The sequence below is a fragment of the Afifella marina DSM 2698 genome (genome assembly GCF_900102695.1).
GTDB lineage: Bacteria > Pseudomonadota > Alphaproteobacteria > Rhizobiales > Afifellaceae > Afifella > Afifella marina.
Window position 1 is genome coordinate 16126 of sequence record NZ_FMVW01000002.1, and the last position, 23262, is coordinate 39387.

Annotated in this window: 18 protein-coding genes; 12 read left to right on the plus strand and 6 right to left on the minus strand. The window is 63.9% G+C overall.

Annotated elements, in window-relative coordinates:
- Positions 1 to 11 precede the first annotated feature (11 nt).
- Positions 12 to 632, plus strand: a complete 621-nt coding sequence (gene bchJ / locus BLP76_RS04835) for a bacteriochlorophyll 4-vinyl reductase (RefSeq protein WP_170130502.1) — start codon at positions 12 to 14, stop codon at positions 630 to 632.
- A gap of 94 nt (positions 633 to 726) precedes the next feature.
- Here the strand turns inward: bchJ and BLP76_RS04840 are convergent, their stop codons facing one another.
- Positions 727 to 3486, minus strand: a complete 2760-nt coding sequence (locus BLP76_RS04840; protein WP_092810199.1) for a bifunctional acetate--CoA ligase family protein/GNAT family N-acetyltransferase — start codon at positions 3484 to 3486, stop codon at positions 727 to 729.
- A 149-nt stretch (positions 3487 to 3635) separates the two neighbouring features.
- Between BLP76_RS04840 and BLP76_RS04845 the strand changes: the two genes are divergently transcribed.
- Entirely contained in the window at positions 3636 to 4619 is a 984-nt protein-coding gene (locus BLP76_RS04845) for a zinc-dependent alcohol dehydrogenase family protein (RefSeq protein WP_092811287.1), read from the plus strand.
- Positions 4620 to 4625: 6 nt separating this feature from the next.
- On the opposite strand, the gene BLP76_RS04850 is transcribed toward BLP76_RS04845, so the two are convergent.
- The gene (locus BLP76_RS04850) at positions 4626 to 6197 is read right to left on the minus strand and encodes a bifunctional aminoglycoside phosphotransferase/ATP-binding protein (protein WP_092811289.1); all 1572 of its coding nucleotides are present in this window, start codon (positions 6195 to 6197) and stop codon (positions 4626 to 4628) included.
- A gap of 259 nt (positions 6198 to 6456) precedes the next feature.
- Between BLP76_RS04850 and mgrA the strand changes: the two genes are divergently transcribed.
- Complete coding sequence (gene mgrA, locus BLP76_RS04855) at positions 6457 to 7494, plus strand: L-glyceraldehyde 3-phosphate reductase (RefSeq protein WP_092811291.1); 1038 nt, start codon at positions 6457 to 6459, stop codon at positions 7492 to 7494.
- A gap of 10 nt (positions 7495 to 7504) precedes the next feature.
- On the opposite strand, the gene BLP76_RS04860 is transcribed toward mgrA, so the two are convergent.
- Both BLP76_RS04860 and BLP76_RS04865 read right to left on the minus strand, forming a co-directional pair.
- Complete coding sequence (locus BLP76_RS04860) at positions 7505 to 8221, minus strand: D-lyxose/D-mannose family sugar isomerase (RefSeq protein ID WP_092810201.1); 717 nt, start codon at positions 8219 to 8221, stop codon at positions 7505 to 7507.
- A 30-nt stretch (positions 8222 to 8251) separates the two neighbouring features.
- On the minus strand, positions 8252 to 9334 hold the full coding sequence (locus BLP76_RS04865) for a LacI family transcriptional regulator (RefSeq protein ID WP_170130501.1): 1083 nt from the start codon (positions 9332 to 9334) through the stop codon (positions 8252 to 8254).
- Positions 9335 to 9512: 178 nt separating this feature from the next.
- Here BLP76_RS04865 and BLP76_RS04870 point away from each other — a divergent pair, with 178 nt between their 5' ends.
- The 7 genes from BLP76_RS04870 to BLP76_RS04900 all read left to right on the plus strand — a co-directional run bounded on the left by BLP76_RS04870 (position 9513) and on the right by BLP76_RS04900 (position 17000).
- Complete coding sequence (locus tag BLP76_RS04870; protein WP_092810205.1) at positions 9513 to 10775, plus strand: ABC transporter substrate-binding protein; 1263 nt, start codon at positions 9513 to 9515, stop codon at positions 10773 to 10775.
- Positions 10776 to 10883: 108 nt separating this feature from the next.
- Positions 10884 to 11783 (plus strand): carbohydrate ABC transporter permease, encoded by a 900-nt coding sequence (locus tag BLP76_RS04875; protein WP_092811293.1) that lies wholly within the window; start codon positions 10884 to 10886, stop codon positions 11781 to 11783.
- Positions 11780 to 12664, plus strand: a complete 885-nt coding sequence (locus BLP76_RS04880; protein WP_092810207.1) for a carbohydrate ABC transporter permease — start codon at positions 11780 to 11782, stop codon at positions 12662 to 12664. Before BLP76_RS04875 ends, BLP76_RS04880 begins: the two co-directional genes overlap by 4 nt.
- 2 nt (positions 12665 to 12666) lie before the next feature.
- Entirely contained in the window at positions 12667 to 13785 is a 1119-nt protein-coding gene (locus BLP76_RS04885; protein ID WP_092810209.1) for an ABC transporter ATP-binding protein, read from the plus strand.
- A 183-nt stretch (positions 13786 to 13968) separates the two neighbouring features.
- Positions 13969 to 14877 (plus strand): LysR family transcriptional regulator, encoded by a 909-nt coding sequence (locus BLP76_RS04890; RefSeq protein ID WP_092810211.1) that lies wholly within the window; start codon positions 13969 to 13971, stop codon positions 14875 to 14877.
- A gap of 281 nt (positions 14878 to 15158) precedes the next feature.
- Positions 15159 to 15992 (plus strand): IclR family transcriptional regulator, encoded by an 834-nt coding sequence (locus BLP76_RS04895; protein ID WP_170130500.1) that lies wholly within the window; start codon positions 15159 to 15161, stop codon positions 15990 to 15992.
- Between the two features lie 108 nt (positions 15993 to 16100).
- On the plus strand, positions 16101 to 17000 hold the full coding sequence (locus BLP76_RS04900) for a CehA/McbA family metallohydrolase (RefSeq protein ID WP_092810215.1): 900 nt from the start codon (positions 16101 to 16103) through the stop codon (positions 16998 to 17000).
- An 18-nt stretch (positions 17001 to 17018) separates the two neighbouring features.
- Here the strand turns inward: BLP76_RS04900 and galE are convergent, their stop codons facing one another.
- Both galE and BLP76_RS04910 read right to left on the minus strand, forming a co-directional pair.
- On the minus strand, positions 17019 to 18056 hold the full coding sequence (galE, locus tag BLP76_RS04905) for a UDP-glucose 4-epimerase GalE (RefSeq protein WP_092810217.1): 1038 nt from the start codon (positions 18054 to 18056) through the stop codon (positions 17019 to 17021).
- Between the two features lie 176 nt (positions 18057 to 18232).
- Positions 18233 to 19240 carry an SDR family oxidoreductase gene (locus BLP76_RS04910; protein ID WP_092810219.1) on the minus strand — a complete coding sequence of 336 codons (1008 nt, stop codon included), beginning with the start codon at positions 19238 to 19240 and terminating at the stop codon, positions 18233 to 18235.
- Positions 19241 to 19549: 309 nt separating this feature from the next.
- On the opposite strand from BLP76_RS04910, the gene BLP76_RS04915 reads away from it, so the two are divergent.
- Both BLP76_RS04915 and BLP76_RS04920 read left to right on the plus strand, forming a co-directional pair.
- Entirely contained in the window at positions 19550 to 20203 is a 654-nt protein-coding gene (locus tag BLP76_RS04915; RefSeq protein ID WP_092810221.1) for a cytochrome c3 family protein, read from the plus strand.
- A gap of 161 nt (positions 20204 to 20364) precedes the next feature.
- Positions 20365 to 23187 carry a 4Fe-4S dicluster domain-containing protein gene (locus BLP76_RS04920; protein WP_092811295.1) on the plus strand — a complete coding sequence of 941 codons (2823 nt, stop codon included), beginning with the start codon at positions 20365 to 20367 and terminating at the stop codon, positions 23185 to 23187.
- The last annotated feature ends 75 nt before the right edge of the window (positions 23188 to 23262 follow it).

Below are 23262 nucleotides of genomic sequence, written 5' to 3' on the forward strand. Positions count from 1 at the left end.
GAGAGCGGGACGTGGACGCGGTTTCGGCTGCGGATCACGTCCCGTCTCAACCGGCGGCGCGGATCGGACCCAATGCCATCATCCGCATGGATGAGGCGTTGAACTCAATTGTGGGGCGAGAGGCCTGCCAGAGCGTGTTCGCTCAGGCGGGCCTTTTGCATTATCTCGACGCTCCGCCCAGCGAGATGGTCGATGAGCGGGAGGTGATGCGGCTCCATGATGCGGCGATTGCCGTGCTTGCCCCGCAGGAAGCTGCGGATGCCGCCTTCCGGGCTGGAGAATTGACCGCGACCTATCTCCTGGCGCGCCGCATTCCAAAGCCTTTTCAGCGTATCATGCCGTTTCTGCCGCCCTGGCTCAGGGCGCGCCTGTTCCTGGCGGCGATCCGGCGTCATGCGTGGACCTTCGTCGGCAGCGGCGCCGTCACCTTTGTGCCGAGCCATCCGGTCGTTGTGTCGATCGCCGGGGGGCCGGTGCGGGGCACGCCGACCGACGCCGTGCTCCTTGCCTATTACAGCGGCTGTTTCCAGGAGCTCTTCCGCAGCCTCGTCCACCGCGCGACGCGTGCCGTTGTTCGGCGCGAAGGCGAGGGCTTCCAGCCTCGCGTCGTCTTCGACTTGCGCTGGCGTTAAGCCGCCGAGATCGCCTCGGACGGAAAAACGGATCCGCCGAAATGAAAACGGGCGCCTCTCGAGGCGCCCGTTTCCGTTCAGCTTGAAGCTCCGTTTATGACGGGATCAGCCGCGGGCGCTGCGATCCAACAGACGCTTCCGCCTCTTCTTCTGAGGCGGGGGCCTCGAGATGAATGACGACATGGCGCAGGCCGTCGGCTTCGGGGCTCGAGACGGCCACGAAGCCAAGTTCCCGGCACATCGACAGCATCGTGTGGTTTTCCGGCAGGATGACGCCGTAAAGCCGTTCGATGCCATCGGCCGCCGCATATTCGATGATCTGTTTCATCAACAGCCAGCCGATGCCGCGGCCCTTCATGTCGCTTCGGACGGTCACCGCATATTCGGCCTCGACATGGTCGGGGTCGGCGGCAAGTCGTGAGACGCCGAGAAGCTCGCCCGATTCCGGATCGAGCGCGACGAAGGCCATGTCGCGCGCATAGTCGATCTGGGTCAGACGTGCGACCATCTCCTCCGGCAGGGTCTTGAGCGGCGCGAGGAAGCGCATGCGGATGTCTTCGGGCGACAATCTGCCAAGAAATTCCGGGTAGAGATGCACGTCCGTCGGCATCAGCGGCCGCAGGATCACGCTGGCGCCGCTGGCGAGGTCGGCGGTGCTGTCCCAGCCGCTCGGATAAGGCCTGATCGCCATGTCGCGGTTCGGCCCGGATTTGTGCACCTGCTTCGGATCGAAGGCGACGCGCGCATCGAGCGCCACCACCCCGTCGCTCGAGGCGAGAAGCGGGTTGATATCGAGCGAGGTGATCGACGGCAGGTCGACCGCCATCTGCGAGAGGCGGATGAGGCTCAGCTCCAGCGCGTTCATGTCGGCGGGAGGAATGTCCCGGTAGCCGTCGAGAAGGCGCGAGATGCGGGTCTGCTCGATGAGGTCGCGGGCCAGGTTGCGATCGAGAGGCGGCAGACCCGTGGCGCTGTCGGCGATGACTTCGACTGCCGTGCCGCCGGCCCCGAAGACAATCGTCGGGCCAAACAACGGATCGTTGCCGATGCCGACGATCAGCTCATGGGCCGCAGTGCGCCGGATCATCGGCTGCACGGTGAAGCCTTCGATATGCGCGTCGGGCCGGCTGCGCTCCACCCGCTTGGTGATGATACGCACGGCGTTGACGGCTTCTTCGGGCGTCGAAAGGTTGAGGACGACGCCGCCGACATCGGATTTGTGCGTGATCTCCGCAGACAGGAGCTTCACGACGACCGCCTTGTGGTCGCGCAGGAGCTCGCGTGAGGTCTCTTCGACCTCTTCGATCGTGCGGGCGATCACCGTTTTGACGATCGGAATGCCGAAGGCTGCGAGAACCTCCTTCGCCTCCGGCTCCGTCAGGACGCTGCGTCCTTCTTCGGCCGCCTTCACCATGACGGCACGGGCGCGCTCGGCATCCCAGGTGAAATCCTCGGGCAGGCTCGGCGGCGTGCGCATCAACAGGGCCTGAGCCTTGTGCCAGTCGGTCAGGTAACCGACGCTGCGGATCGCATCCGAGGGGCTGAGGAAGGTCGCGACACCTGCTGCCCGCAGCCTCTCGCGTGCCTTCATCACCGTCTCTCCGCCGAGCCAGCAGGTCAGAACCGGCTTCGGGTAGGGATGGCGGGCACGGTCGGCTTTGACGGTCGAGATGACGGCTTCGGCCGCGCCGTCGGCGGAGGAAAGCGCCGTCGGGCAATTGAGCACGAGAAGCGCATCGACGTTCGGATCGGCGAGTGCCGCTTCCGTCGCTGCCACGTAGCGCTCAGGCGGGGCGTCGCCGATCAGATCCATCGGGTTGGTGCGCGACCAGGTCGGCGGCATCACCTTGTCGAGTTCTTCGATCGTCTCCGGGGACAATTCGGCAAGCACGCCACCCTCATCCATCAGCTGGTCGACGGCGAGCACGCCGACGCCACCGCCATTGGTGACGATGGCGACGCGCCGGCTCTTGGTCGGCTTGAGGCGCGTCAGCGTTTCGGCAGCGTCGAAGAGCTGTTCGATCTGCCCGACCCGCAGAAGACCGGCGCGCCGGAAGGCGGCGTCGGCAACCGCATCGGCGCCAGAGATCGCCCCGGTATGGGTGAGGGCGGCCTTGGCGGCGGCCGCGTGGCGGCCGGCCTTGACGACGACGATCGGCTTGGCGCGCGAGGCGGCGCGGGCGGCGGACATGAATTTCCGTCCGTGCGGGACGGTCTCCAGATACATCAGGATCGCGGTCGTATCGCGGTCCGTCGCGAGCTGGTTGAGGCAGTCGCCGACATCGACGTCGCCCATATTGCCGAGCGTGATGATCTTAGAGAAGCCGATGGCATGATTGCCCGCCCAGTCGATGATGGAAGAGGCGATGGCGCCGGATTGCGACAACAGAGCAAGGCGGCCGGGACGGGGCGAAATGTGGGAGAAGCTGGCGTTGAGCCCGATATGCGGCAGGAAGATGCCGAAGCAGTTCGGGCCGATGATGCGCAGCGTGTAAGGCCGGGCCGCATCGAGCATGGCCTGCATCAGGCCGTTGCCTTCCTCGATGCCGGCCGTCAGCACGACGGCGGCGCGGGTGCCTTTTTCTCCGAGTTCTCCGATCAAGCCGGGCACGGCCTCCGGCGGCGTGGCGATGATGGCGAGATCGGGTGCGTCGGGCAGATCCTTGATCGAGGGGAAGCAGCGTTCGCCGTCGATCGAGGGATATTTTGGATTGACGGTCCAGATCGGGCCCTTGAAGCCAGCGCTGTGGAGATTGGCGAGCACTTTGGCCCCGACGGAGCCGGGGCGGGGCGTTGCACCGATAAGAGCTACGGAAGTCGGTGCGAAGGCCTTGTCCAGGTTGCGGATGGTCATGGAAATGTTCCTTGCGGATGCGCTGCCGTTCTATGCTCCTAACGAGGCGCGGCTTTGACCGGCGTCAAGCCAGAGAGTGGCAACAACGTGAAATTTACCGCGGTGCAGCATTTTCCACCGGATGGCGGAGGGTGATCATGACGGCGACGATGCGCGCGATGGTTCTTGAGCGCCCTGGCGCTCCTCTCCTTTTAAGGGAACTTGCCCGCCCAAGGCCAGGACCCGGCGAGGTGCTGATTGCGATTTCCGCCTGCGGGGTGTGCCGAACCGATCTGCATGTGGTCGATGGGGAGCTCCAAAACCCCAAACTACCGCTCATTCCTGGTCACGAAATCGTTGGCCGTGTGGCGGCGTGCGGCGGGAGTGTCAGCGGATTCAAAGAGGGCGATCGCGTCGGCGTCCCCTGGCTCGGCCACACCTGCGGGACTTGCGTTTATTGCCGTTCGCGGCAGGAAAACCTCTGCGACCGGCCGGGCTTCACCGGCTACACGATCGATGGCGGTTATGCCGAGTTCTGCGTGGCCGATGCACATTTCGTCTTCCCTCTCGGCGAGAGGGGAGCGGATGCGGAGATGGCGCCGCTTCTATGCGCCGGCCTCATCGGTCATCGCTGCCTCAGGATGGCGGGAGAGGCCGAACGTCTCGGCCTATATGGCTTCGGCGCGGCCGCGCATATCGTGGCGCAGGTGGCCCGTCATCAGGGGCGCTCGGTCTATGCCTTCACCCGGCGGGGGGATCTCAAGGCGCAGGCCTTTGCGCGCGAGCTCGGCGCCGTTTGGGCCGGTGAGTCCTCCGACCGGCCGCCGGACGAACTCGATGCGGCCATCATCTTCGCCCCAGTGGGCGCGCTCGTTCCCGCAGCCTTGAAGGCGGTGAAGAAAGGCGGGGTCGTCGTCTGCGGCGGCATCCATATGAGCGACATTCCGGGCTTTCCCTACGAGCTCTTGTGGGGCGAGCGTGTCGTCCGCTCGGTCGCCAATCTCACACGCGCCGACGGCGAGGAATTCCTGGCGCTGGCGCCCAAGGTGCCGGTGCAGACGACGACGGTCTCCTATCCCCTGGACAGAGCCAATGAAGCTCTTGCCGATTTGCGCTCGGGGGCGCTCACCGGCGCTGCCGTCCTGATCCCTTGAGCGGCGTTATCGATCGGAGGAAAAGCCGAGGGTTTTCAGGGCTCGGGCAACGGAATCATCCACGCTTCCCGTTACGGTGATGTGCGGCCAGGCGATCTCGCCGATCTTGTAGCCCGTCTGGCGGCGGACGATTTCGGCCGTGGCGTCGGATGCGTCGTTGCTGCGATGGCGGACGCGGTCGATCAGGGTCTCGATGGGTGCCTCGAGCCAAAGGCCCACGAAATCGGCGCCATTTTCCCGGGCGACGATCTCCACCTGTCGCCGCTCCTCCGGTGTCGCGTGGACGGCATCGACGATGACGCTCGCTCCGGCCTTCAAGGCACGCTCCGCCTTGTGCCAGAGCGTGTCGAAGACACGGGCGGTGAAATCCGACGCATACGCGCTGTCCGGCAGACGTTCCGTCTCGCCCACGCCGGCGAGGCGCTTGCGCTCGATATCGCTTCGAAGATGCACCGCGCCCGGCGCGCGGCCGAATTGCGGCGCGATACGCGCGGCAAGCGTCGTCTTGCCGGAGCCTGAAAGACCGCCGATCGCCACGAGGCGCTGCCGTACCGGCTGAAGGAACGCTTCTGCGGCAGCAAAATACCGGCGGGCTTCGGCTGCCTTTGCCGTTTTTTCCTCCCCGTCGAGGTGAGGAAGCGCGGCGGCGATGACCTTGGAGCGGATGGTGGCACGGATGGAGAGAAACAAGGGCAGGGCCGCGAGCCCGTCGATCTCGGACGCATCGCTGCCCCACAGATAGCGGTTCATGACGATGTTCGCTTCGCGGTGGAGGCCGCGCTCCCACAAATCCATGAGGAGGAAGGCGAGGTCGTAGAGGACGTCGCCTGTTGCGATCGCTTCGTCGAATTCGACCGCGTCGAAGATCGTCGGCTTGTCCGCAATCAGGACAATGTTGCGCAGATGCAGATCGCCGTGACAGCGGCGCACGAAGCCGGCCTCTCCGCGTGCCTGGAGGAGTGGCGTGAGCGCGGCGAGAGCCATTTTCGAGGCCTCGGTCAGAGCGGCGGCGCGGTCCTGCGGATAGAGCCCGGGATTTTCGGCATAGGCCTCGCTGTTCTGCTCGAGATAGGAGGCGAGGGAGGCGATCGCCGGACCGGTGTCGCGCCTGGGCGCGCGCTGATGGGCGGCGAGGATTTCTTTGACGAGAGACTTCAACAGCTCCTGGGGAAGTCCCTCCTTTTCGGCGACGAGATCGAGGGTCTTCGTCTCGTCGAAGCGGCGCATATGGACCGCCCATTCGATGGGCTCACTGTCGCCTCCGAGCGTCAGCTCGTCGCCATCACGGGTGATCGCCACGATGCCGAGATAGATGTCCGGTGCGGCTTCCTTGTTGACGGCGATTTCCCGCTCGCAGGCGGTCTTGCGCAATGCGAGCGTGGAGTAATCCATGAAGGGGAATTTGACGGCGCGCTTCAGCTTGTAGACGTCGTCGCCGGCAAGGAAAACGACCGCGCCATGCGTGTCGATGCGCTTGATTTCGTTTTCAAGGCCGTGGGTCGCGGGATCGGCAAGGAAGGCGAAGACGGCGCTTTGGTCTTCCACGACATGTGCCGGCAAGTCGCTGTTCTTGTTCATTCCGTTCCCGCTCTTTGCGTTCCAGCCGGCGCAGCCCGTCAGGCGCCGATCATCCCGGCCCCTCATATCGCGGGGCTTTCGCAGGGTCATCCTTTTCGCGTCTCAATTTCGTAAGGAAGCTATGGCCGCGCCTTGGACGTGCTGCGGGTGTTGTCCGCTCCGACCATGCGCTATGTCCTTCACGACGATCGCGACGGGGCTCCAAGCCGAAGAGGTTTTTCAGGGGCCCGCGTCGACTGGAGACACGAGGGGAGAGGTGATGACGAGCGCAAGCTACCGGCCCGCGCCGAACCGCTACGAAGACATGACATATAACCGCTGCGGCAAGAGCGGGCTTCTTTTGCCGGCCCTGTCGCTCGGCCTTTGGCACAATTTTGGTGAAGACGCGCGCGAGGACGTGGCGCGGGCGATCTGCCGGACGGCCTTCGATCAGGGCATCACCCATTTCGACCTCGCCAACAATTACGGCCCGCCGCCGGGTGCTGCGGAAGTGTTCTTCGGGCGGATGCTGAAAAGCGATTTCGCTGCGCACCGCCACGAGCTCGTCATCTCCACAAAGGCGGGCTACCGCATGTGGCCGGGGCCCTATGGCGAATGGGGAAGCCGCAAATACCTTCTGTCGAGCCTCGATCAGAGCCTGAAGCGCCTCGGGCTCGACTATGTCGATATCTTCTACTCGCACCGTTTCGATCCGGAAACGCCACTCGAGGAAACGATGGGAGCGCTCGCCTCGGCCGTGCAGCAGGGCAAGGCGCTTTATGTCGGGCTGTCTTCTTACAATTCGGAGCGCACGCGCGAGGCGGTCGCGATCCTGCGCGAGATGCGCGTGCCCTGCCTCATCCATCAGCCGAGCTACTCGCTCATCAACCGCTGGATCGAGGAGGACGGTCTTCTCGACACGCTGCAGGGCGAGGGCATGGGTACGATCGTCTTCTCGCCGCTCGCCCAGGGCATGCTGACCAACAAATATCTCGGCGGCGTGCCGAAGGAGAGCCGTGCCGCACAAGACAAGACCCTCTCTTCCGACTTCTTGAGCGACGACAATCTGAGTCGTATCCGCGGCCTCAACGAGATCGCCCAGCGTCGCGGCCAGAGCCTGGCGCAGATGGCGATCTCCTGGGTTTTGCGCGACCCGCGGGTGACGACGGCGCTGATCGGCGCGAGCCGGCCCGAACAGGTGAGCGAGCTCGTCGACGCGCTCGAAAAACGCAAATTCTCACAGCAGGAGCTCGCCGACATCGACCGCTATGCCGTCGAAGGCGGGGTCAATCTTTGGGCGCGCTCGGCGGAGAGGTGAGCGGCCGCGCTTACGAGCCGGCGACCGCCCGGCCCGAGGCGTTTTCCAGCCAGGCCGGATAATCGGAGACGAGGAGGTGCAACGGCTCCTCGTCCTCCTCGATCGTTGAAAAGCGGCTGACGGGATCGCGAAAAATATTGTCCGTCAGGTCGTCGTTGACGGTCGAGACTTCGCCGATGAGCGTGTCTTTGCCTTCCGCCCAGAAGGCGTGCCACATGCCTGGCCGCAAGGTGACGCTTTCTCCCGGTTGCAGCAGCAATGTGCCGCCCGCCGGCAGGCGTCGCCAGAGCCCGTCGGTGGCGACCAGCACTTCGGCTTCCTGGTCGATGTCGCCGTCCGGATCGGAGGCAAACAGCTCGAGTGCCAGTGTGCCGCCGCCGCGGTTGATGATGTCTTCCGCCTTGATCACGTGGCGATGCATCGGAGAGATCTGATCGCGCCGCGAGATCATGATCTTTTCCGCATAGAGCATGCCGCGGCCGCGGGCGAGATCGGCCGTATCGCCGTTTCTGACGGTGAAGAGGAAAAGCCCGAGCTTGTCGAAATCGCCACCGCCGTAATCGGTGATGTCCCAGCCGAGGCGGCCGGAGACGACGCCTTCGATCTCGCTCAGCCGCGCCTGCATTTCCTTCGGGCGCCAATAGGCAAAGGGCGGAAGCAGAAAGCCGAAAGAGCGGATGAATTCGTCCGACTGCCTGATGATGGCGTTGATGTCTGAGCGTCGCATGGGTGCCTCTGAGGAGTGCTTAGGCTTTGATCAAAGGGTGTGCTTTCCGGCACAGGGCCGGCCGGTGCGCTGGCGGAAGCCCGGAGTGGCAAGCGAGGTGAGGGTGTCCACCGGCGCGCCGCGCATGCGTGCGAGCAGGAAGCTCGCAAGCTCCTTGCCGGCGAGGACCAGGTCTTCGCAAAAGGAATCGATTGGCGGCCAGACGTTGTCGAGGAGATCCGAGGTTTCCTTGGCGACCACATCGACGTCGCGCCCGACGACGCGGCCGGCGTCGTTAAGGCCCGCCATCAGTGCAACCGAGCGGGTTTCGCTGGCGCAGATGAAGCCGTCGAAGGGGTTTTCCGCCTCGCCAAGCCGCATTGCCGCCTTGCGGAACGCCTGCGACCTTGAATCGAGATCGAGCCCCGGCATCAGGTCATGCTGGACCCGGGCGCGGTCTGCCGCTTCCCGGAAGCCTTTCAGCATGAACTCCGCATAGGTGAATTCCGGGCGTGGCGTGACGAGCGCAAGCCGCTTGCGGCCGCGCGCGACGAGGTGCTCCACGGCGAGCCGTGCAAAAGTCTCGTTGTCGAAATCATGGAAGGGATGCGGATGGCCGAGCCGAGTCCTGCCGTGCGTGACGAAAGGCATGCCGCGCTCCAAAAGGAGCTTCACGCGCGGATCCTGCGGCCGCGTATGGGTGAAGATCACGCCATCTGCGGCTGCCGTCTCCGCGATATAGGTGATCGGCTCCATCGGGTCGCTGCCCATCACCTGTGGAAAGACGACGAGATGGTAGGGCGTGTCGCGCAAAATCTCCGAAATGCCGAAGATCATGCGGCGAGCGAACTCGGCGATCGCGTCGCTTTGATCGAGGACGAGAGCGATGACGAGGGTCTTGCCGGTGCGCAGACGGATCCCTGCCCGGTCGGGTCTGTAGCCGATCTCCTCAGCCAGAGCGCGCACTCTGGCCTTGGTCTCAACCGAAAGTTCCGGGGCATCCTTCAAGGCGCGCGAGACCGTCGTGACACCAAGCCCTGTCAGCTCCGCCAAAGTGCGCAAAGTGGGGCGCGCAAAGCTGTCTTGTTTCTTGTTATCGCTGATCTTTCGGAACTCGGGCCGCTTTGGCGGCATGTCTTCGCCTCCTGATGGGGGTGGCATCCTATGCCGCGCATTCCCGCTTCTGCAAACGGCTTGTAGCGTTTGACTTGCGGCGATCTGTAACGTTACAGATTGGACTACCGCCGCGGTCGGTTCGAGCAATCGGCCGGAAGCCACACGACGGTGGATTATTCGGGAGGTTTTCCAACTCATGTACAAGAAATTCGTATCGACGTTCGCTGGCCTTGCCACTGGCGCGGCGTTGTTTGTCGGAAGTGCCGCAGCTCAAGAGACCGTGGAAGTGCTGCATTGGTGGACCGCCGGCGGTGAAGCTGCAGCGCTCAACGTTCTGAAGAAACAGCTCGAAGAGGAAGGCGTCACCTGGGAAGACATGCCGGTGGCCGGTGGCTCGGGCGTCCAGGCGATGACTGTGCTGCGCTCTCGCGTCACTTCGGGCAATGCGCCGACCGCCGTGCAGATGCTTGGCTACGACATCACCGAATGGGCCGACCAGGGCGTGGTCGCGGACCTTTCCGATCTTGCGTCGAAGGAGAACTGGGACAACGTCGTTCCGACTGCTCTGCAGAAATTCTCCAAGAACAGCGAAGGCCAGTGGATCGCCGCCCCGGTCGACGTGCATTCGACGAACTGGATGTGGGCCAACAAGAAGATCTTCGACGAAGTCGGCGTCGAAGGCGACATCAAGGACTGGGATCAGCTGATCGAGGTTCTCGATAAGATCAAGGAAGCCGGCTACACGCCGGTGGCTTATGGCGGTCAGCCCTGGCAGGACGCGACCGTGTTTGAGGCCGTCGTGCTCGCCACCGGCGGTCCGGACTTCTACAAGAAGGCGCTCAACGATTTCGACGAAGAGACGCTCGGCTCCGATACGATGAAGCAGGTCTTCGACCGGATGACGAAGCTTCACGACTATGTCGATCCGAACTTCTCCGGTCGCGACTGGAACCTCGCCACCGCCATGGTCATCAACGGCAAGGCCGCGGTGCAGTTCATGGGCGACTGGGCGAAGGGCGAGTTCCTGCGCGCCGACATGAAGCCGGGCGAGGACTTTGTCTGCCAGCGCTTCCCGGGAACGGAAGGCTCGGTTCTCTTCAATTCCGACCAGTTCGTGATGTTCAAGGTGGGCGAAGACAAGCGCGACGCGCAGCTGAAGCTCGCTTCCGCCGTCATGTCGCCGGAATTCCAGATCGCCTTCAACAAGGTGAAGGGCTCCGTGCCGGCGCGCACCGACGTCGCACCCGACGAGTTCGATGCCTGCGCTCAGAAAGGCATGAAGCAGCTCGCCGAGGCGAATGAGAACAACCATCTCTATGGTTCGCTCGCACATGGCTACGGCGCGCCGTCGGCCGTGAAGAATGCCGTCTTCGACGTCGTCACGGCGCATTTCAACGGCGAGTACACGTCCGAGGAGGCCGTTCAGGCTCTCGTCGACGCCGTTGCGTCGGCCCGCTGACGCTTCTGATGATCTCACCCCGGCCGCCTCAGGCCGGGGTTTCCCATCATCTTCAGCGTTGAGGGCGCCCCAGTGACCGCGACTTCCACCACCGCCACGGAGCCGCTTGTGCGTCCGCGCCGATCGAGCGCGTTCCGGCGCGGCCTGCAGGACTGGCTGCCGCGCATCGTTCTTGCGCCGAGCTTTGCCGTTATCGTCCTCTTCGTCTACGGCTTCATCATCTTCACCGTCTATCTGTCGATGACGAGCTCGACGCTTCTGCCGCGCTTCGACTTCATCGGCCTCGGCAATTACGTCAAACTCTTCGACTTGCCGAACTGGTGGATCGCGCTCAAGAATCTCGCGATCTTCGGGTCTCTCTACATCGTCATTTGCTGCGTGCTCGGCCTGCTGCTCGCCATTCTTCTCGACCAGAAGATCCGCGGCGAGGGCGTTTTGCGGCCGATCTATCTCTATCCGATGGCGCTCTCCTTCATCGTCACCGGCACAGCGTGGAAATGGTTCCTCGATCCCGGCATCGGGCTCGACCACACCATGCATGCGCTCGGCTGGACGAGTTTCCATTTCGGTTGGATCAAAGACCGCGAAATGGCGATCTACACCGTCGTGATTGCGGCCGTCTGGCAATCGTCGGGCTTCGTCATGGCGATGTTCCTGGCGGGCCTTCGGGGGATCGACACGGAAATCATGCGTGCCGCCCAGATCGACGGGGCGGGGCCCTGGCAGCTCTATCGGAGGATCATTATTCCGATGCTGCGGCCGGCCTTTCTGTCGGCCTTCGTCGTCCTCGCCCATATGGCGATCAAATCCTACGACCTCGTCATCGCGCTCACCAATGGCGGGCCGGGGCGTGCGACGGAGCTGCCTGCGACGTTCATGTATTCCTACACCTTCACGCGCAGCCAGATGGCCATCGGTGCGGCCTCCGCGGTGGTGATGCTGATGATGGTCGCGTCCATCATCGTGCCTTATCTCTACAGCGAGCTGTCGACGGAGCGAGAGCAATGAGCACGGCAACCGAAGGCCCGCAGCTGGGGTCGGGCTCTGTCTTCGGACGGGCGATCCTCTACGCGGTGCTGATCGTCTTTGCGGTCTATTATCTCCTGCCGCTCGTCATCATGCTTTTGAATTCGGTCAAGCCGCTCGATGAGATCCGCTCCGGCAATCTCATCGCTCCGCCGCAGCACTGGACGCTTCAACCCTGGCTTTCGGCATGGAGCGAGGCGCAGGTGGGCGTGCAGGCGACCGGGCTCAAACCCTATTTCGTCAACTCGTTCCTGATGGTGATCCCGGCCGTTACCATCTCGATGGTGCTCGGTGCGATCAACGGCTACGTCTTGACCAAGTACCGGTTCAAGGGCGATTCCATCGTCTTCGGGCTGATACTTTTCTCCTGCTTCATCCCGTTCCAGATCGTGCTCATTCCGATGGCGAAGGTGCTCGGCACGCTCGGCATCGCCGGCACGGTTCCGGGTCTCGTCCTCGTGCATGTGGTCTACGGGCTCGGCTTCACGACGCTCTTCTTCCGGAATTATTACGCGGCGTTCCCCACGGAGCTCATCCGCTCCGCTCAGGTCGACGGGGCGGGCTTCTTCCGTATCTTCTGGCGCATTCTCTTGCCGAGTTCCGGGCCGATCATCGTCGTCACGATCATCTGGCAATTCACCAATATCTGGAACGACTTCCTCTTCGGAGCCTCGTTCTCCGACTTCGATTCGCAACCGATGACGGTGGCGCTCAACAACCTCGTCAGCTCGTCCACCGGCGTGAAGGAATACAACGTTCACTTCGCCGGGGCCGTGCTGGCCGCTCTGCCCACGCTCGTGGTCTACATCGTGTCGGGGCGTTATTTCGTGCGCGGGCTGATGGCCGGCGCTGTGAAGGGCTGAACATGGCGTTTCTTGAAATCGACGGTCTCTACAAATCCTTCGGCCAGACCGACGTTCTAAAGGGCATCGATCTTGTCGTGGAGGAGGGGGACTTCCTCGTGCTCGTCGGTCCCTCCGGCTGCGGAAAGTCGACGCTCCTCAATACGATTGCGGGGCTCGAAAGCGTGACGAAGGGCGAGATCCGCATCGCCGGCGAGCGTGTCAACGAGCTCAAACCGTCGGAGCGGGACATCGCCATGGTGTTCCAGTCCTATGCGCTCTACCCGAACATGTCGGTGGCAAAAAATCTTGCCTTCGGCCTGGAAATGCGGGGCGTCCCTAAAGACGAGCGCGACCGGGCGATCCAGGAAGTGGCGGAGATGCTGCAGATCGAGAAGCTTCTCAATCGCCGTCCGGGTCAGCTTTCCGGCGGTCAGCGCCAGCGCGTCGCCATGGGACGGGCGCTGGTGCGCAAACCGCAGGTCTTCCTGTTCGACGAGCCGCTGTCGAACCTCGACGCCAAGCTGCGCGTCGACATGCGCATGGAGATCAAACGGCTTCATGCGACGCTCGGGACCACCATCGTCTACGTGACCCACGATCAGATCGAGGCGATGACGCTCGCAAGCACGATCGCGATCCTGAAGGATGGCGTGCTGCAGCAATTCGGCTCGCCGGAAGATGTCTACAACAATCCGTCCAATCTCTTCGTTGCCGACTTCATGGGTTCGCCGGCGATGAACCTCGTTCCTGCCGAAGTGCAGAAGCAGGACGGGGCGATCGGCGTCGCGTTGAAACAGCGCTCCAACGGGGCGCTTTTCCTGCCTGTGCGGGAAGGCGTGGCCGATCAGCTCGGTGATTGGGTGGGTCGCACCATCACCTTCGGCATCCGTCCCGAAGCTGTCACGGATCCCGATGCGGCCGACCAGAAAGAGGGCCAGCTCGTCGAGGCGACCTGCCGGGCGGAGATGGTGGAGCCGACGGGTGCCGACACCTATGTCGTCACGCATCTCGGCGGCAAGGAATTCACGGCGCGGCTCAGGGCGAACAGTCCGATCGAAGAGGACGGGCATGTGAAGCTCGCCTTCAACATGACGCGTTCTGTGTTTTTCGATCCGCAGGACGGCACGCGCATCGCCTGACACAACGGGTTGCCGGGGCGGAGACCCACCGCCTTCGGCCGCTATTTCTGGCGTCGTGCCGCAGCTCGCTTGTGACTGCGGATCGCACCCATCGCGATGTGGGATGAGTGGCGACGGCGCTCCAGTTCATCGAAGTGGCAGATGCGTCTTGTCTGATCGAGCATTTGCGTCGATCATTGAGACATGACCCTCGATCAATTGCGCGTCTTCGTGGCCGTCGCCGAGCGGCGGCACGTCACCCGGGCGGCAGCCGCACTCGGCCTGACGCAATCGGCCGCCTCGGCGGCGATCGCGGCGTTGGAGAAGCGCTACGGCGCCCGCCTGTTCGACCGGGTCGGGCGCGGCATCGAGCTTACCGATACCGGCGAGCGCTTCCTGCCGGAGGCACGCGCCATCCTCAAACGAGTGGCCTCGGCGCAGAACGTGCTTGAGGAAATCGCGGATCCCGCCCGCGGCAGCGTCGCCATCGCAGCCAGCCAGACGATCGCCAATTACTGGCTGCCGCGTCGGCTCGCCGCCTTTCACGAGGCTTTCCCAAGCGTCAGCCTCGATGTCGTCATCGGCAATACGCGCCAGGTGGAGGATGATGTCGCCGAGGGGCGGGCGGATCTCGGTCTCGTCGAAGGACCCATCCGACACACCGAACTTATCCGTCGTCTCGTCGATCGCGACAGGCTGGTGCTCGTGGTTGCCGCCGGGCGCACCCTGCCCGCGGCGACGGAGGCTGGCGGGATCGATCTCACATCGCTTTCGTGGGTTATTCGGGAGGCCGGTTCGGGAACGCGTGCCGTGCTTGAAGAGCTCGCCTCGCGAGACGGTATCAAAGTCGACGATCTGCCGATCTCGCTGGTTCTGCCCAGCAACGAGGCCGTCCGTGAAGCCGTGGAGGCGGGCGCCGGTGCTACCATCATTTCCGAGCATGTGGTCGCCGCAGCAATCGGCTCCGGCCGGCTTCAATCCGTCCCCGTCGATCTACCGCGCCGGGATTTTTCCCTGCTGCGCCATCCCGACCGTTATGCCAGCAGCGCGGCGCGCACGCTGATCGGTCGATTGACCGATCAGGCCAGGGATGTTCTTTTGTCGCACAGTTGAGCAATTTGAGGTGAAAACGCGCGTCTGCCGCGGCGCTGGAGGAGCAATCTAACCTTAAGGTCAGCCTCGGCCGAGCCAGATTGCATCAATTTCACCATCTGATACTTGAAATTTGATCAGAAGAATGGCTCATTCCTCCTCGACTTTGCTGGTGGCTTGGCTTTGTGGCCGCCTTTGCAAAGGCGAATGTGCGTGCAGTCGACCGTACGAGACTGCATGAACGACGCGATGATTGGCCTATGAGGTGCCGATTTCCTGCGGCACGTGTCGGGATTAAGAAGATGAACGGTGTCACGGTGGATCAACCCAATGGCGACGAAAGCGCAGGAAATGCGCGCGCTTCGTCAGGATCTTCGATCCAGGTGCTGCATCGCTCGCTTGGCATCCTGGAAGTGCTCGCCGCAGCCGAAGGGCCACTTTCCCTAACGGAAATCAGTCGCAGCGTTGGTCTGCATAAAAGTACTGTTTTGCGCATTTTGCGCAGTTTGGCGGATGGCGGCTACGCGTTGTGGCGGCCGAAGACGCGCACCTGGAGCATCGGTCCAAGCCTTGCGCGCCTGCAGCCGGGTGCGCAGTCGCGCGGCGAGCTGACGAGCCTCGCACGTCCCGTCATGCGCGATTTGTGCGCCACCATCGGTCAGACGGTCCAAATCGCGACGCTCGTCGATGGCCAGATCTGCTATCTGGAAAAGGCGGAGCCGCAGGGACGCCTTCCGTCTCACACCGTGAGCCACCGTCCCGCCCATTGCACCGCGCTCGGCAAGGTGCTCCTCGCGGGCCTGTCACCGGCTGCTCTCGACGCGCTTCTGGCGCGTGTGGAAATCCGCTCCTTCACGGACAACACCATCACCGACGAGGCGAGATTGCGCCGCGAGATCGCTGCCGTCGCGGTGCAGGGCTATGCCGTCGACGACCGCGAATTTCGTCCGGCGACAGTGTGCACGGCCGCGCCGATCCGCGACGCGAGCGGCAATGTGCTTGGCGGGCTCGGGGTTTCGGTCGCCGGCATGGATGCGCGCGGGGCCGCTTTCGCCGCCATCATCCAGCGCAACATGGCGGCTGCCCGGCAGATTTCGAGCCAGTTTGGCTGGAATTTGACGAGCGAAGCCGCCTGACGTTTGGGACGTCAATCCGTTTGGCGGTCGGCTCGGATCTTTCGCCTGTCATTGCCTTGCCATGGACGCGTCATATCGCTTCTCATCAATTGAGTGAGGGGCTTCTCCATGGGTATGCGGGCATTTCAGGCGCCGGGCCGTTTCTGGCGCGGCAATCTTCACACACATTCCAATCGCTCGGACGGAGGAACGTCGCCGGAGGCGGTCTGCGCCCATTATCGCGACGCCGGCTACGACTTTCTCTGCCTGTCGGACCATTTTCTCAGCCGCTTCGATTTTCCGGTGACGGACACGCGGCCGTTTCGCCGCGCGGGTTTCACGACGCTTCTCGGTGCCGAGCTTCATGCCGATGCGACCAGCCATGGCGAGCTGTGGCATATTCTGGCTGCCGGGCTGCCTGAAGATTTCGAGCCGACGGGCAAGGATGAGGACGGCCTCGCGCTCGCGCAGCGGGCGCGCGAGGCCGGTGCGTTCGTGGGGATCGCCCATCCGCAATGGTCTGGCCTCACGATCGAGGACGGTCGTGCGATGGCGGCGCATGCCCATTCCGTCGAGATCTACAATTACACCTGCGATCTCGAAACCGCGCGTGCCGACGGGACCTATCTTCTCGATGAGCTCCTGAACGAAGGCTATGCGCTCTCCGCCTTTGCGTCTGACGATACGCACTTCAAATATGAGGAAGGGCTCGCCGCCTGGGTGATGGTGAAGGCGGAGGAGAATGCGCCCGAAGCGCTGTTGGAGGCGCTCAAGGCCGGTCTTTTCTATTCGAGCCAGGGTCCGGTGATCGAAGGATTCTCCATCGCCGACGGCGAGGTCGCGGTGGAATGCTCGCCGGCGGCCAATGTCGCCCTCGTCGGTCGCGGCGCGAAATCGGAGAACCAATGGGGGCCGAATCTGACGCAGGTTCGCCTGTCGAGCGAGCGCTTCGAAGGTGATTGGTTCCGCCTCGTCGTTGCCGATGCGGCCGGGCGTCTTGCCTGGTCGAATCCGGTCAGGCTCGACTGAGCCTCTCTGGGGGCGGGTTCAATCTCCCGTGTAGCCGTTCGGGTTTTGGCTCTGCCACCGCCAGTGATCGCGGCACATGGCGTCGAGATCGAGATCGGCCTGCCAGCCGAGAAGTTCGGCCGCGAGCTTCGGATCGGCGTAGCAGGTGGCGATGTCGCCTGCCCGACGCTCAACGATCTCGTAAGGGATCGGTCGGTTGGTGGCCCGCCGCCACGCCTTCACGGTGTCGAGGACGCTGTAGCCGCGGCCGGTGCCGAGATTGATCGGCCGGTGCGTGCCGGGCGCCACCCCGCCTGAAAGAAGCGCTTCCGTCGCCTTCACATGAGCCCGTGCGAGATCGACGACATGGATGTAGTCGCGCACGCCGGTGCCGTCATGGGTCGGGTAATCGCCGCCGAAGACGCGCAGATGTTCCCGCCGGCCGACCGCGACCTGGGCGATATAGGGAAAGAGATTGTTCGGAATGCCCATCGGGTCTTCGCCGATGAGTGCGCTCTCATGGGCGCCGACGGGATTGAAATAACGCAGGCTGATCGCCTGCCAGGCCATGTCGGCGGCGACCGTATCGGTGATGATCTCCTCGATCATCATCTTGGTCCGACCATAGGGATTGGTGACGCCGCCCACCGGAAAGCTCTCCTCGATCGGCACGGTCTGCGGATCGCCGTAGACGGTGGCGGAGGACGAAAAGACGAGTCGCGTCGCCGCGTGGCGCGCCATCGCCTCAAACAGCGAGACGGCGCCGCCGACATTGACGTCGTAATAGGCGAGCGGCTTCTCGACGGATTCACCCACTGCCTTGAGGCCGGCGAGATGGATGACGACGTCGACCGGGTTCTCGATGAAAACCCGGTCGAGAAAGGCTGCGTCGCGAATGTCGCCGACGAGGAGTGGGATCTCCGCCCCGGCGATCTGACCGACACGGCGCGCGGCCTCGGGATGCGAATTGGCGAGATTGTCGACGATGACGGGTCGGTAGCCCGCCCGCGCCAACTCCACCACGACATGGCTGCCGATATAGCCGTTGCCGCCAGCAACCAGAACGGTGGCCTGCATGCGCTCTCCCTGAGAAGCTTGTTCTTGCGGCGCTTTCTCTAACAGCAAACGCTTAGAATTGTATTTCGTCTCTCAACGCTTGCCGTGCGCGGCGCGGCTGGTGGTCGCGGTCGGGGCCGCGTGTCGAAATCGGGCATAGCCGTTGATCGGCAGGAAACGGTTCTCAGACGGCTCTGTCACCGCCTCGATGACAGCATCCGGCCGATGAACCAGCCAAGCGCACCGGCAGCGGCGATGCCCGCACCTTTGCCGATCGCCTCGCGGTGCTCCGTCGCCCAGAGGGCAGGTGCCGTGTTCTGCGCCTTGACGTCGAAGCGGCCATGCGCGGCATAGGAGCCGGCGACGGGCTCGAAGAGATTGTCAGGCCGTTCGGTCTCCGCCTCGGCGGCCATCTGCCCGCCATAGGCCTTCTCAGCCATCATCCTGTCGAGAAGGCCGGGGGCCACTCTCTGACCGAGGATCGCCTCATAGGAGGAACGTCCGACCCAGAGTTCGCGGCGCGGATGGTGGGCTGCGAAATAGATGCCGTCGGCGGCCACTTCGGGCTGGAAGATCGGTGGAAGCGGTTGCGCCCGACGCGGCATCTTGTTGCGCGCCCAGTCGAATTGCGGCGTGTTCAAGCCCGGCAGATGCACGACGGTGAGCTTGATCGCGGAATTGTCGTGGATGAGCTCGCAGCGCAGCGAATCCGTGAAGCCGACGATCGCGTGCTTGGCTGCGCAATAAGGCGCCTGCAACGGAATCGAGCGGTAGGCGAGGGCTGAGCCCGTCTGGACGATGGTGCCGTAATTGCGGGGCTGCATGCGCTTCAAGGCCGCGAGCGTTCCGTGCACGCAGCCGAGATAGGTGACTTCGGTCACGCGGCGGAATTCTTCGGGTGTCGTCTTTGCGACCGGTGCCATAACCGTCACCATTGCGACGTTGATCCAGATGTCGATTGGACCAAAGCGCTGCTCGACCTCTTCGGCGGCGATGTCGACCTTCTCGGCATCCGCTACGTCGATTGGAAAGATCATCGCCTCGCCTCCGAGGACGCGAACTTCTTCCGCCGTCTCTTCCAGCCGACGACGATCGCGCGCGATGAGCCCGAGCCGCGCGCCATCTCGTGCAAAACGCCGCGTCACGGCGCGGCCGACACCGGCCGAGGCGCCCGTGATGACGACAGTCTTCTCGGTTCTGGCCAACTTGCTTTCCTCGTTGTCGTGATTGGTCCCGCATCTTCAACACGGTGCGGGAAAAAAGGTTCGACGCGGGAACTGGTCCGCGTCCGGGGTGATCTTCGTGATGGGGCGTGTCCGCAGCGAAGAAATGCTCTTCTCGGCGCCCACCAGAGGTGATGGCGGGACAGATCACCGCGCAACGCGAGACGGGACCGGCGTCGTGGTCAAATAAAATGAGGCTGCTCTCTCATGCAGTCTGGGGGATCTTCCATGACTTTCTTCAGTCCCTGCAGTTGCAATGTGTCTGCAGCCCGGGTCAGTCTGAGTTGATCCATGGCTCAGATTTTCCGCCGTCGCAGCAACGCCATCGTCAAGGTTGCGCTTGTCGCTGTCGTGTTCGTGCCTGTCGCCGCTCTTGTCTTCGCGGGAGTGATGGCACGCTCGCGCTATGCCGATGGCATCGGCCTCACCGTCGATCAGCCGGTTCCCTTCAGCCATCAGCACCATGTCGGCGGTCTCGGTCTTGATTGCCGCTACTGCCATACGGGCGTGGAAGAGGCGGCCTTCGCCGGTGTGCCGCCAACGCACACCTGCATGACCTGCCATTCGCAGCTCTGGACCAATGCCGAGATGCTCCGCCCCGTCCGCGAGAGCCTCGCCAAGGATGAGCCGATCGCCTGGAACCGCGTCACCAACCTGCCCGACTACGTCTATTTCAACCATTCCGTTCATGTCGAAAACGGCGTTGGCTGCACCACCTGCCACGGGCCGGTCGACAAGATGCCGCTCATGCAGAAGGCCGAGCCGATGACCATGCAATGGTGCCTCGACTGCCACCGCGATCCGGCAAAGAACCTGCGCGCACCCGAAGATGTCTTCGCCACGAATTGGAACTCTGCCGACGGCAAGATTCATGGCCATGAGCGGCTGAAGCGATACGGCATCGATCCTGCAAAACTGACCGATTGCTCGACATGTCATCGCTGAAACCGCCTCAAGATCCAGGATGTTGCGGCGGCAGCTGTGAAAACGGCAGCGGGCCACAGGAATTGTGGCGCTCGCTTGCCTCTCGCGCCCGACCTTCGAACGGCGGAGCAGCCGAAGAGGGGGCCGCGAAAACCGCAAAAGAGTTTCCCGACGGCATCCGTATGGGCCCGGTCAATCGGCGCACCGCCTTGAAGCTGATGGCGGCGAGCGCGGCTGTCTCGGCTGGCGCCTGCGGACGCCAGCCGGAGGCTATCGTTCCCTATGTGAACATGCCGGAGCGGCTGGTACCGGGCGAGCCGCTCGCCTTCGCGACCGCCGTGACACTCTCCGGCGTCGCGCAGCCGGTGATTGGCCAGACATTTGACGGGAGGCCGACCAAGCTTGAGCCGAATGGCGACCATCCGGCCGCCTCCGGCAGCGACGCCTTCACCCAGGCGGCGATCCTGTCGCTTTACGATCCGGACCGCTCGAAGGCCGTGCGAAAGGGGGCGGATACGGCGTCGTGGGATGGATTTGCCGGCGAATTTCTGCCGCGCATCGAGGCCCATCGCGCCAAGCGCGGAGAGGGGCTGAGGATTCTGACCGGTCCGAGCACCTCGCCGACCTTCTTCGACCAGATCTCGACGCTTCTCGACCGTTTTCCAGAGGCGCGCTGGCATCAATGGGATCCGCTCGGCGAGGAGAATGTTCTGGCGGGAGCCGAGCTTGCCTTCGGCCGGCGCTTGAAACCCGTCTATCGCTTCGATCGCGCCCGATGCGTCGTCTCGCTCGATGCCGATTTTCTCGGGGCCGGGCCGGAGCAGACCCTCAATGCGGCGCGCTTCGGTGCGGGACGGCGCGTCTGGGGGGCGAAGGCGGAGGGCTTCCTTCGGCTCCATGTCATCGAGCCTGTCCTGAGCCTCACCGGCTCCAATGCGGATCATCGGCTCGCGGCAAGGCGCGGGCGGGTGGCAGAGCTCGCGCAGATGATCGCCGCCCGTTTTGGCGCTGAAAACCTGCCGGAAGGCGGGATCGAGGAAGACGCGCGGATCTTCCTCGAACGCCTGGTTCAGGAGCTCTCGGCGCATCGCGGCCAGGCGCTCGTCGTCGCTGGTGCCGCACAGCCGCCGGAGGTGCATGCGCTCGCCCATTGGCTCAACGAAACACTCGGTGGTCTCGGCGAAACGGTGGAGTTTTTGCCTGCCGACGATGAGGCGCCGCCGGCGGCCGGTTTGCGGGAGCTCGTCGATGACATCGATGCGGGTCACGTCGAAACCCTCCTCATCTCCGGCACCAATCCCGTCTACAGCGCGCCCGGGGATTTCGATCTCGCCGAGCTCCTCGGCAAGGTGCCGTTCACGGTGCATCACGGGCTTTACCGCAACGAGACGGCGGCGCGTACGACATGGCATCTGCCGGCGTTGCACGACCTCGAAGCCTGGAGCGATGCGCGCGCCGGAGACGGCACCGTTACTTTGATCCAGCCGTTGATCACACCGCTCTTCCGCGGTCGCTCGCTGTTTTCCGTGCTCGGGGCTTTCTTCGGCACGCTCGATGCCGATGATCGCGAGGTTCTGCGGGCGCATTGGCGACGTGCAAGCGGCGCCGGCGATTTCGAGACCTGGTGGCGAAAGAGCCTGCGCGCCGGATTCGTGGAGGGCTCGGCGCCGCAGAGCGTGCGGCCGAGCGCTGCTGCTGTGCCCAAACCTGTTGCGCCGGCGGTGGAGGACGAGGGCTATGAGCTCGTCTTCCGACCCGACACGAAACTCTGGGACGGCGATTTCGCCAACAATGCCTGGCTGCAGGAATTGCCCGATCCCGTGACCAAGCTCGTCTGGGGCAATGCGGCGCTCGTTTCGCCCAGCGATGCGCTCAATCTCGGGATTGAAGACGGAAATCTTCTGGAAATCAGCCTCGGCGAGAACCGGCTGATGCTGCCGGCGATGGTGGCCGTCGGGCAGGCGGAGGGCGCGATCGGGCTCGCGCTCGGCTACGGGCGGCCGGAGGCCGGGGTCATCGGTTCCGCGGTCGGCGTCGACGTCAATCCGCTGCGTCGCCTCGATGCGTTGTGGCATGCGACCGGGGCCGAGCTTCGCGCGACGAGCGACAGGGGCCGCCTCATCCGTACGCAGGAGCATTCCGACATGGAGGGGCGCGAGATCATCCGCGATCTCAGCTTTGCCGATTTCCTGCATGGCACGGAGGAGAAAGACGAGGAGGTGCCGCCCTCGCTTTATCCCGACTGGGACTATCCCGATGCGGCCTGGGGCATGGTGATCGACCAGTCGGTCTGTATCGGCTGCAGCGCCTGCGTCACCGCCTGCCAGTCGGAAAACAACATTCCCGTCGTCGGGCCGGAGGAGGTGGAGCGCGGCCGCGAGATGCACTGGATCAGGATCGATCGCTATTTCCGTGGCGAGCCGGACGCGGCGGAGGTGCTGTTCCAGCCGGTGCCGTGCATGCATTGCGAGAAAGCGCCCTGCGAGCCGGTCTGTCCGGTCGAGGCCTCGGTTCATGATCGCGAAGGCCTCAATGTCCAGGTCTACAACCGCTGCATCGGTACGCGCTTCTGCCAGGCCAACTGCCCCTACAAGGTGCGCCGCTTCAACTTCTATGGTTATGGCGACGAGCAGGCCTACGAGAACCTCGACGATCCGCTCTATCAGGCCGCCGCCAATCCGGACGTGTCGGTCAGGAGCCGCGGCGTCATGGAGAAATGCACCTATTGCGTGCAGCGCATCAGCCGGGCGCAGCAGCGCGCCGATCGCGAGGGGCGGGAGCTCGATGAGGGCGAGGTGCGCACGGCCTGCCAGAACGCCTGCCCGACGCAGGCGATCGTTTTCGGCGACACCAACCGCAAGGACAGTCTCGTTTCGAAGCTGAAGCGCGCACGCCACGAATACGATCTTCTCGGCGAGCTCGGGACGAGGCCTCGCACCTCCTATCTGGCGCGCATCCGCGCCGTGGCGGCAAGTGCCGGATCCGAGCCCGGGGAGGGTGCATGAGCGGCCGCCCGACCACGACGCCTGATCAGGCGGCGGATCAGACCGAAGCACGGCAAGGGCCGTTGCGCGGTCCGG

What these genes read in the sequence shown, in the direction of transcription:
- BLP76_RS04880 (WP_092810207.1), top strand. Translation starts at nt 11,780, where the DNA reads ATGAGCACGGCAACCGAAGGCCCGCAGCTGGGGTCGGGCTCTGTCTTC.
- galE (WP_092810217.1), bottom strand. Translation starts at nt 18,056, where the DNA reads ATGCAGGCCACCGTTCTGGTTGCTGGCGGCAACGGCTATATCGGCAGC.
- BLP76_RS04840 (WP_092810199.1), bottom strand. Translation starts at nt 3,486, where the DNA reads ATGACCATCCGCAACCTGGACAAGGCCTTCGCACCGACTTCCGTAGCT.
- mgrA (WP_092811291.1), top strand. Translation starts at nt 6,457, where the DNA reads ATGACGAGCGCAAGCTACCGGCCCGCGCCGAACCGCTACGAAGACATG.
- BLP76_RS04850 (WP_092811289.1), bottom strand. Translation starts at nt 6,197, where the DNA reads ATGAACAAGAACAGCGACTTGCCGGCACATGTCGTGGAAGACCAAAGC.
- BLP76_RS04915 (WP_092810221.1), top strand. Translation starts at nt 19,550, where the DNA reads ATGGCTCAGATTTTCCGCCGTCGCAGCAACGCCATCGTCAAGGTTGCG.
- BLP76_RS04900 (WP_092810215.1), top strand. Translation starts at nt 16,101, where the DNA reads ATGGGTATGCGGGCATTTCAGGCGCCGGGCCGTTTCTGGCGCGGCAAT.
- BLP76_RS04860 (WP_092810201.1), bottom strand. Translation starts at nt 8,221, where the DNA reads ATGCGACGCTCAGACATCAACGCCATCATCAGGCAGTCGGACGAATTC.
- BLP76_RS04885 (WP_092810209.1), top strand. Translation starts at nt 12,667, where the DNA reads ATGGCGTTTCTTGAAATCGACGGTCTCTACAAATCCTTCGGCCAGACC.
- BLP76_RS04920 (WP_092811295.1), top strand. Translation starts at nt 20,365, where the DNA reads ATGGGCCCGGTCAATCGGCGCACCGCCTTGAAGCTGATGGCGGCGAGC.
- BLP76_RS04890 (WP_092810211.1), top strand. Translation starts at nt 13,969, where the DNA reads ATGACCCTCGATCAATTGCGCGTCTTCGTGGCCGTCGCCGAGCGGCGG.
- BLP76_RS04865 (WP_170130501.1), bottom strand. Translation starts at nt 9,334, where the DNA reads ATGCCGCCAAAGCGGCCCGAGTTCCGAAAGATCAGCGATAACAAGAAA.
- BLP76_RS04845 (WP_092811287.1), top strand. Translation starts at nt 3,636, where the DNA reads ATGCGCGCGATGGTTCTTGAGCGCCCTGGCGCTCCTCTCCTTTTAAGG.
- BLP76_RS04895 (WP_170130500.1), top strand. Translation starts at nt 15,159, where the DNA reads ATGAACGGTGTCACGGTGGATCAACCCAATGGCGACGAAAGCGCAGGA.
- BLP76_RS04870 (WP_092810205.1), top strand. Translation starts at nt 9,513, where the DNA reads ATGTACAAGAAATTCGTATCGACGTTCGCTGGCCTTGCCACTGGCGCG.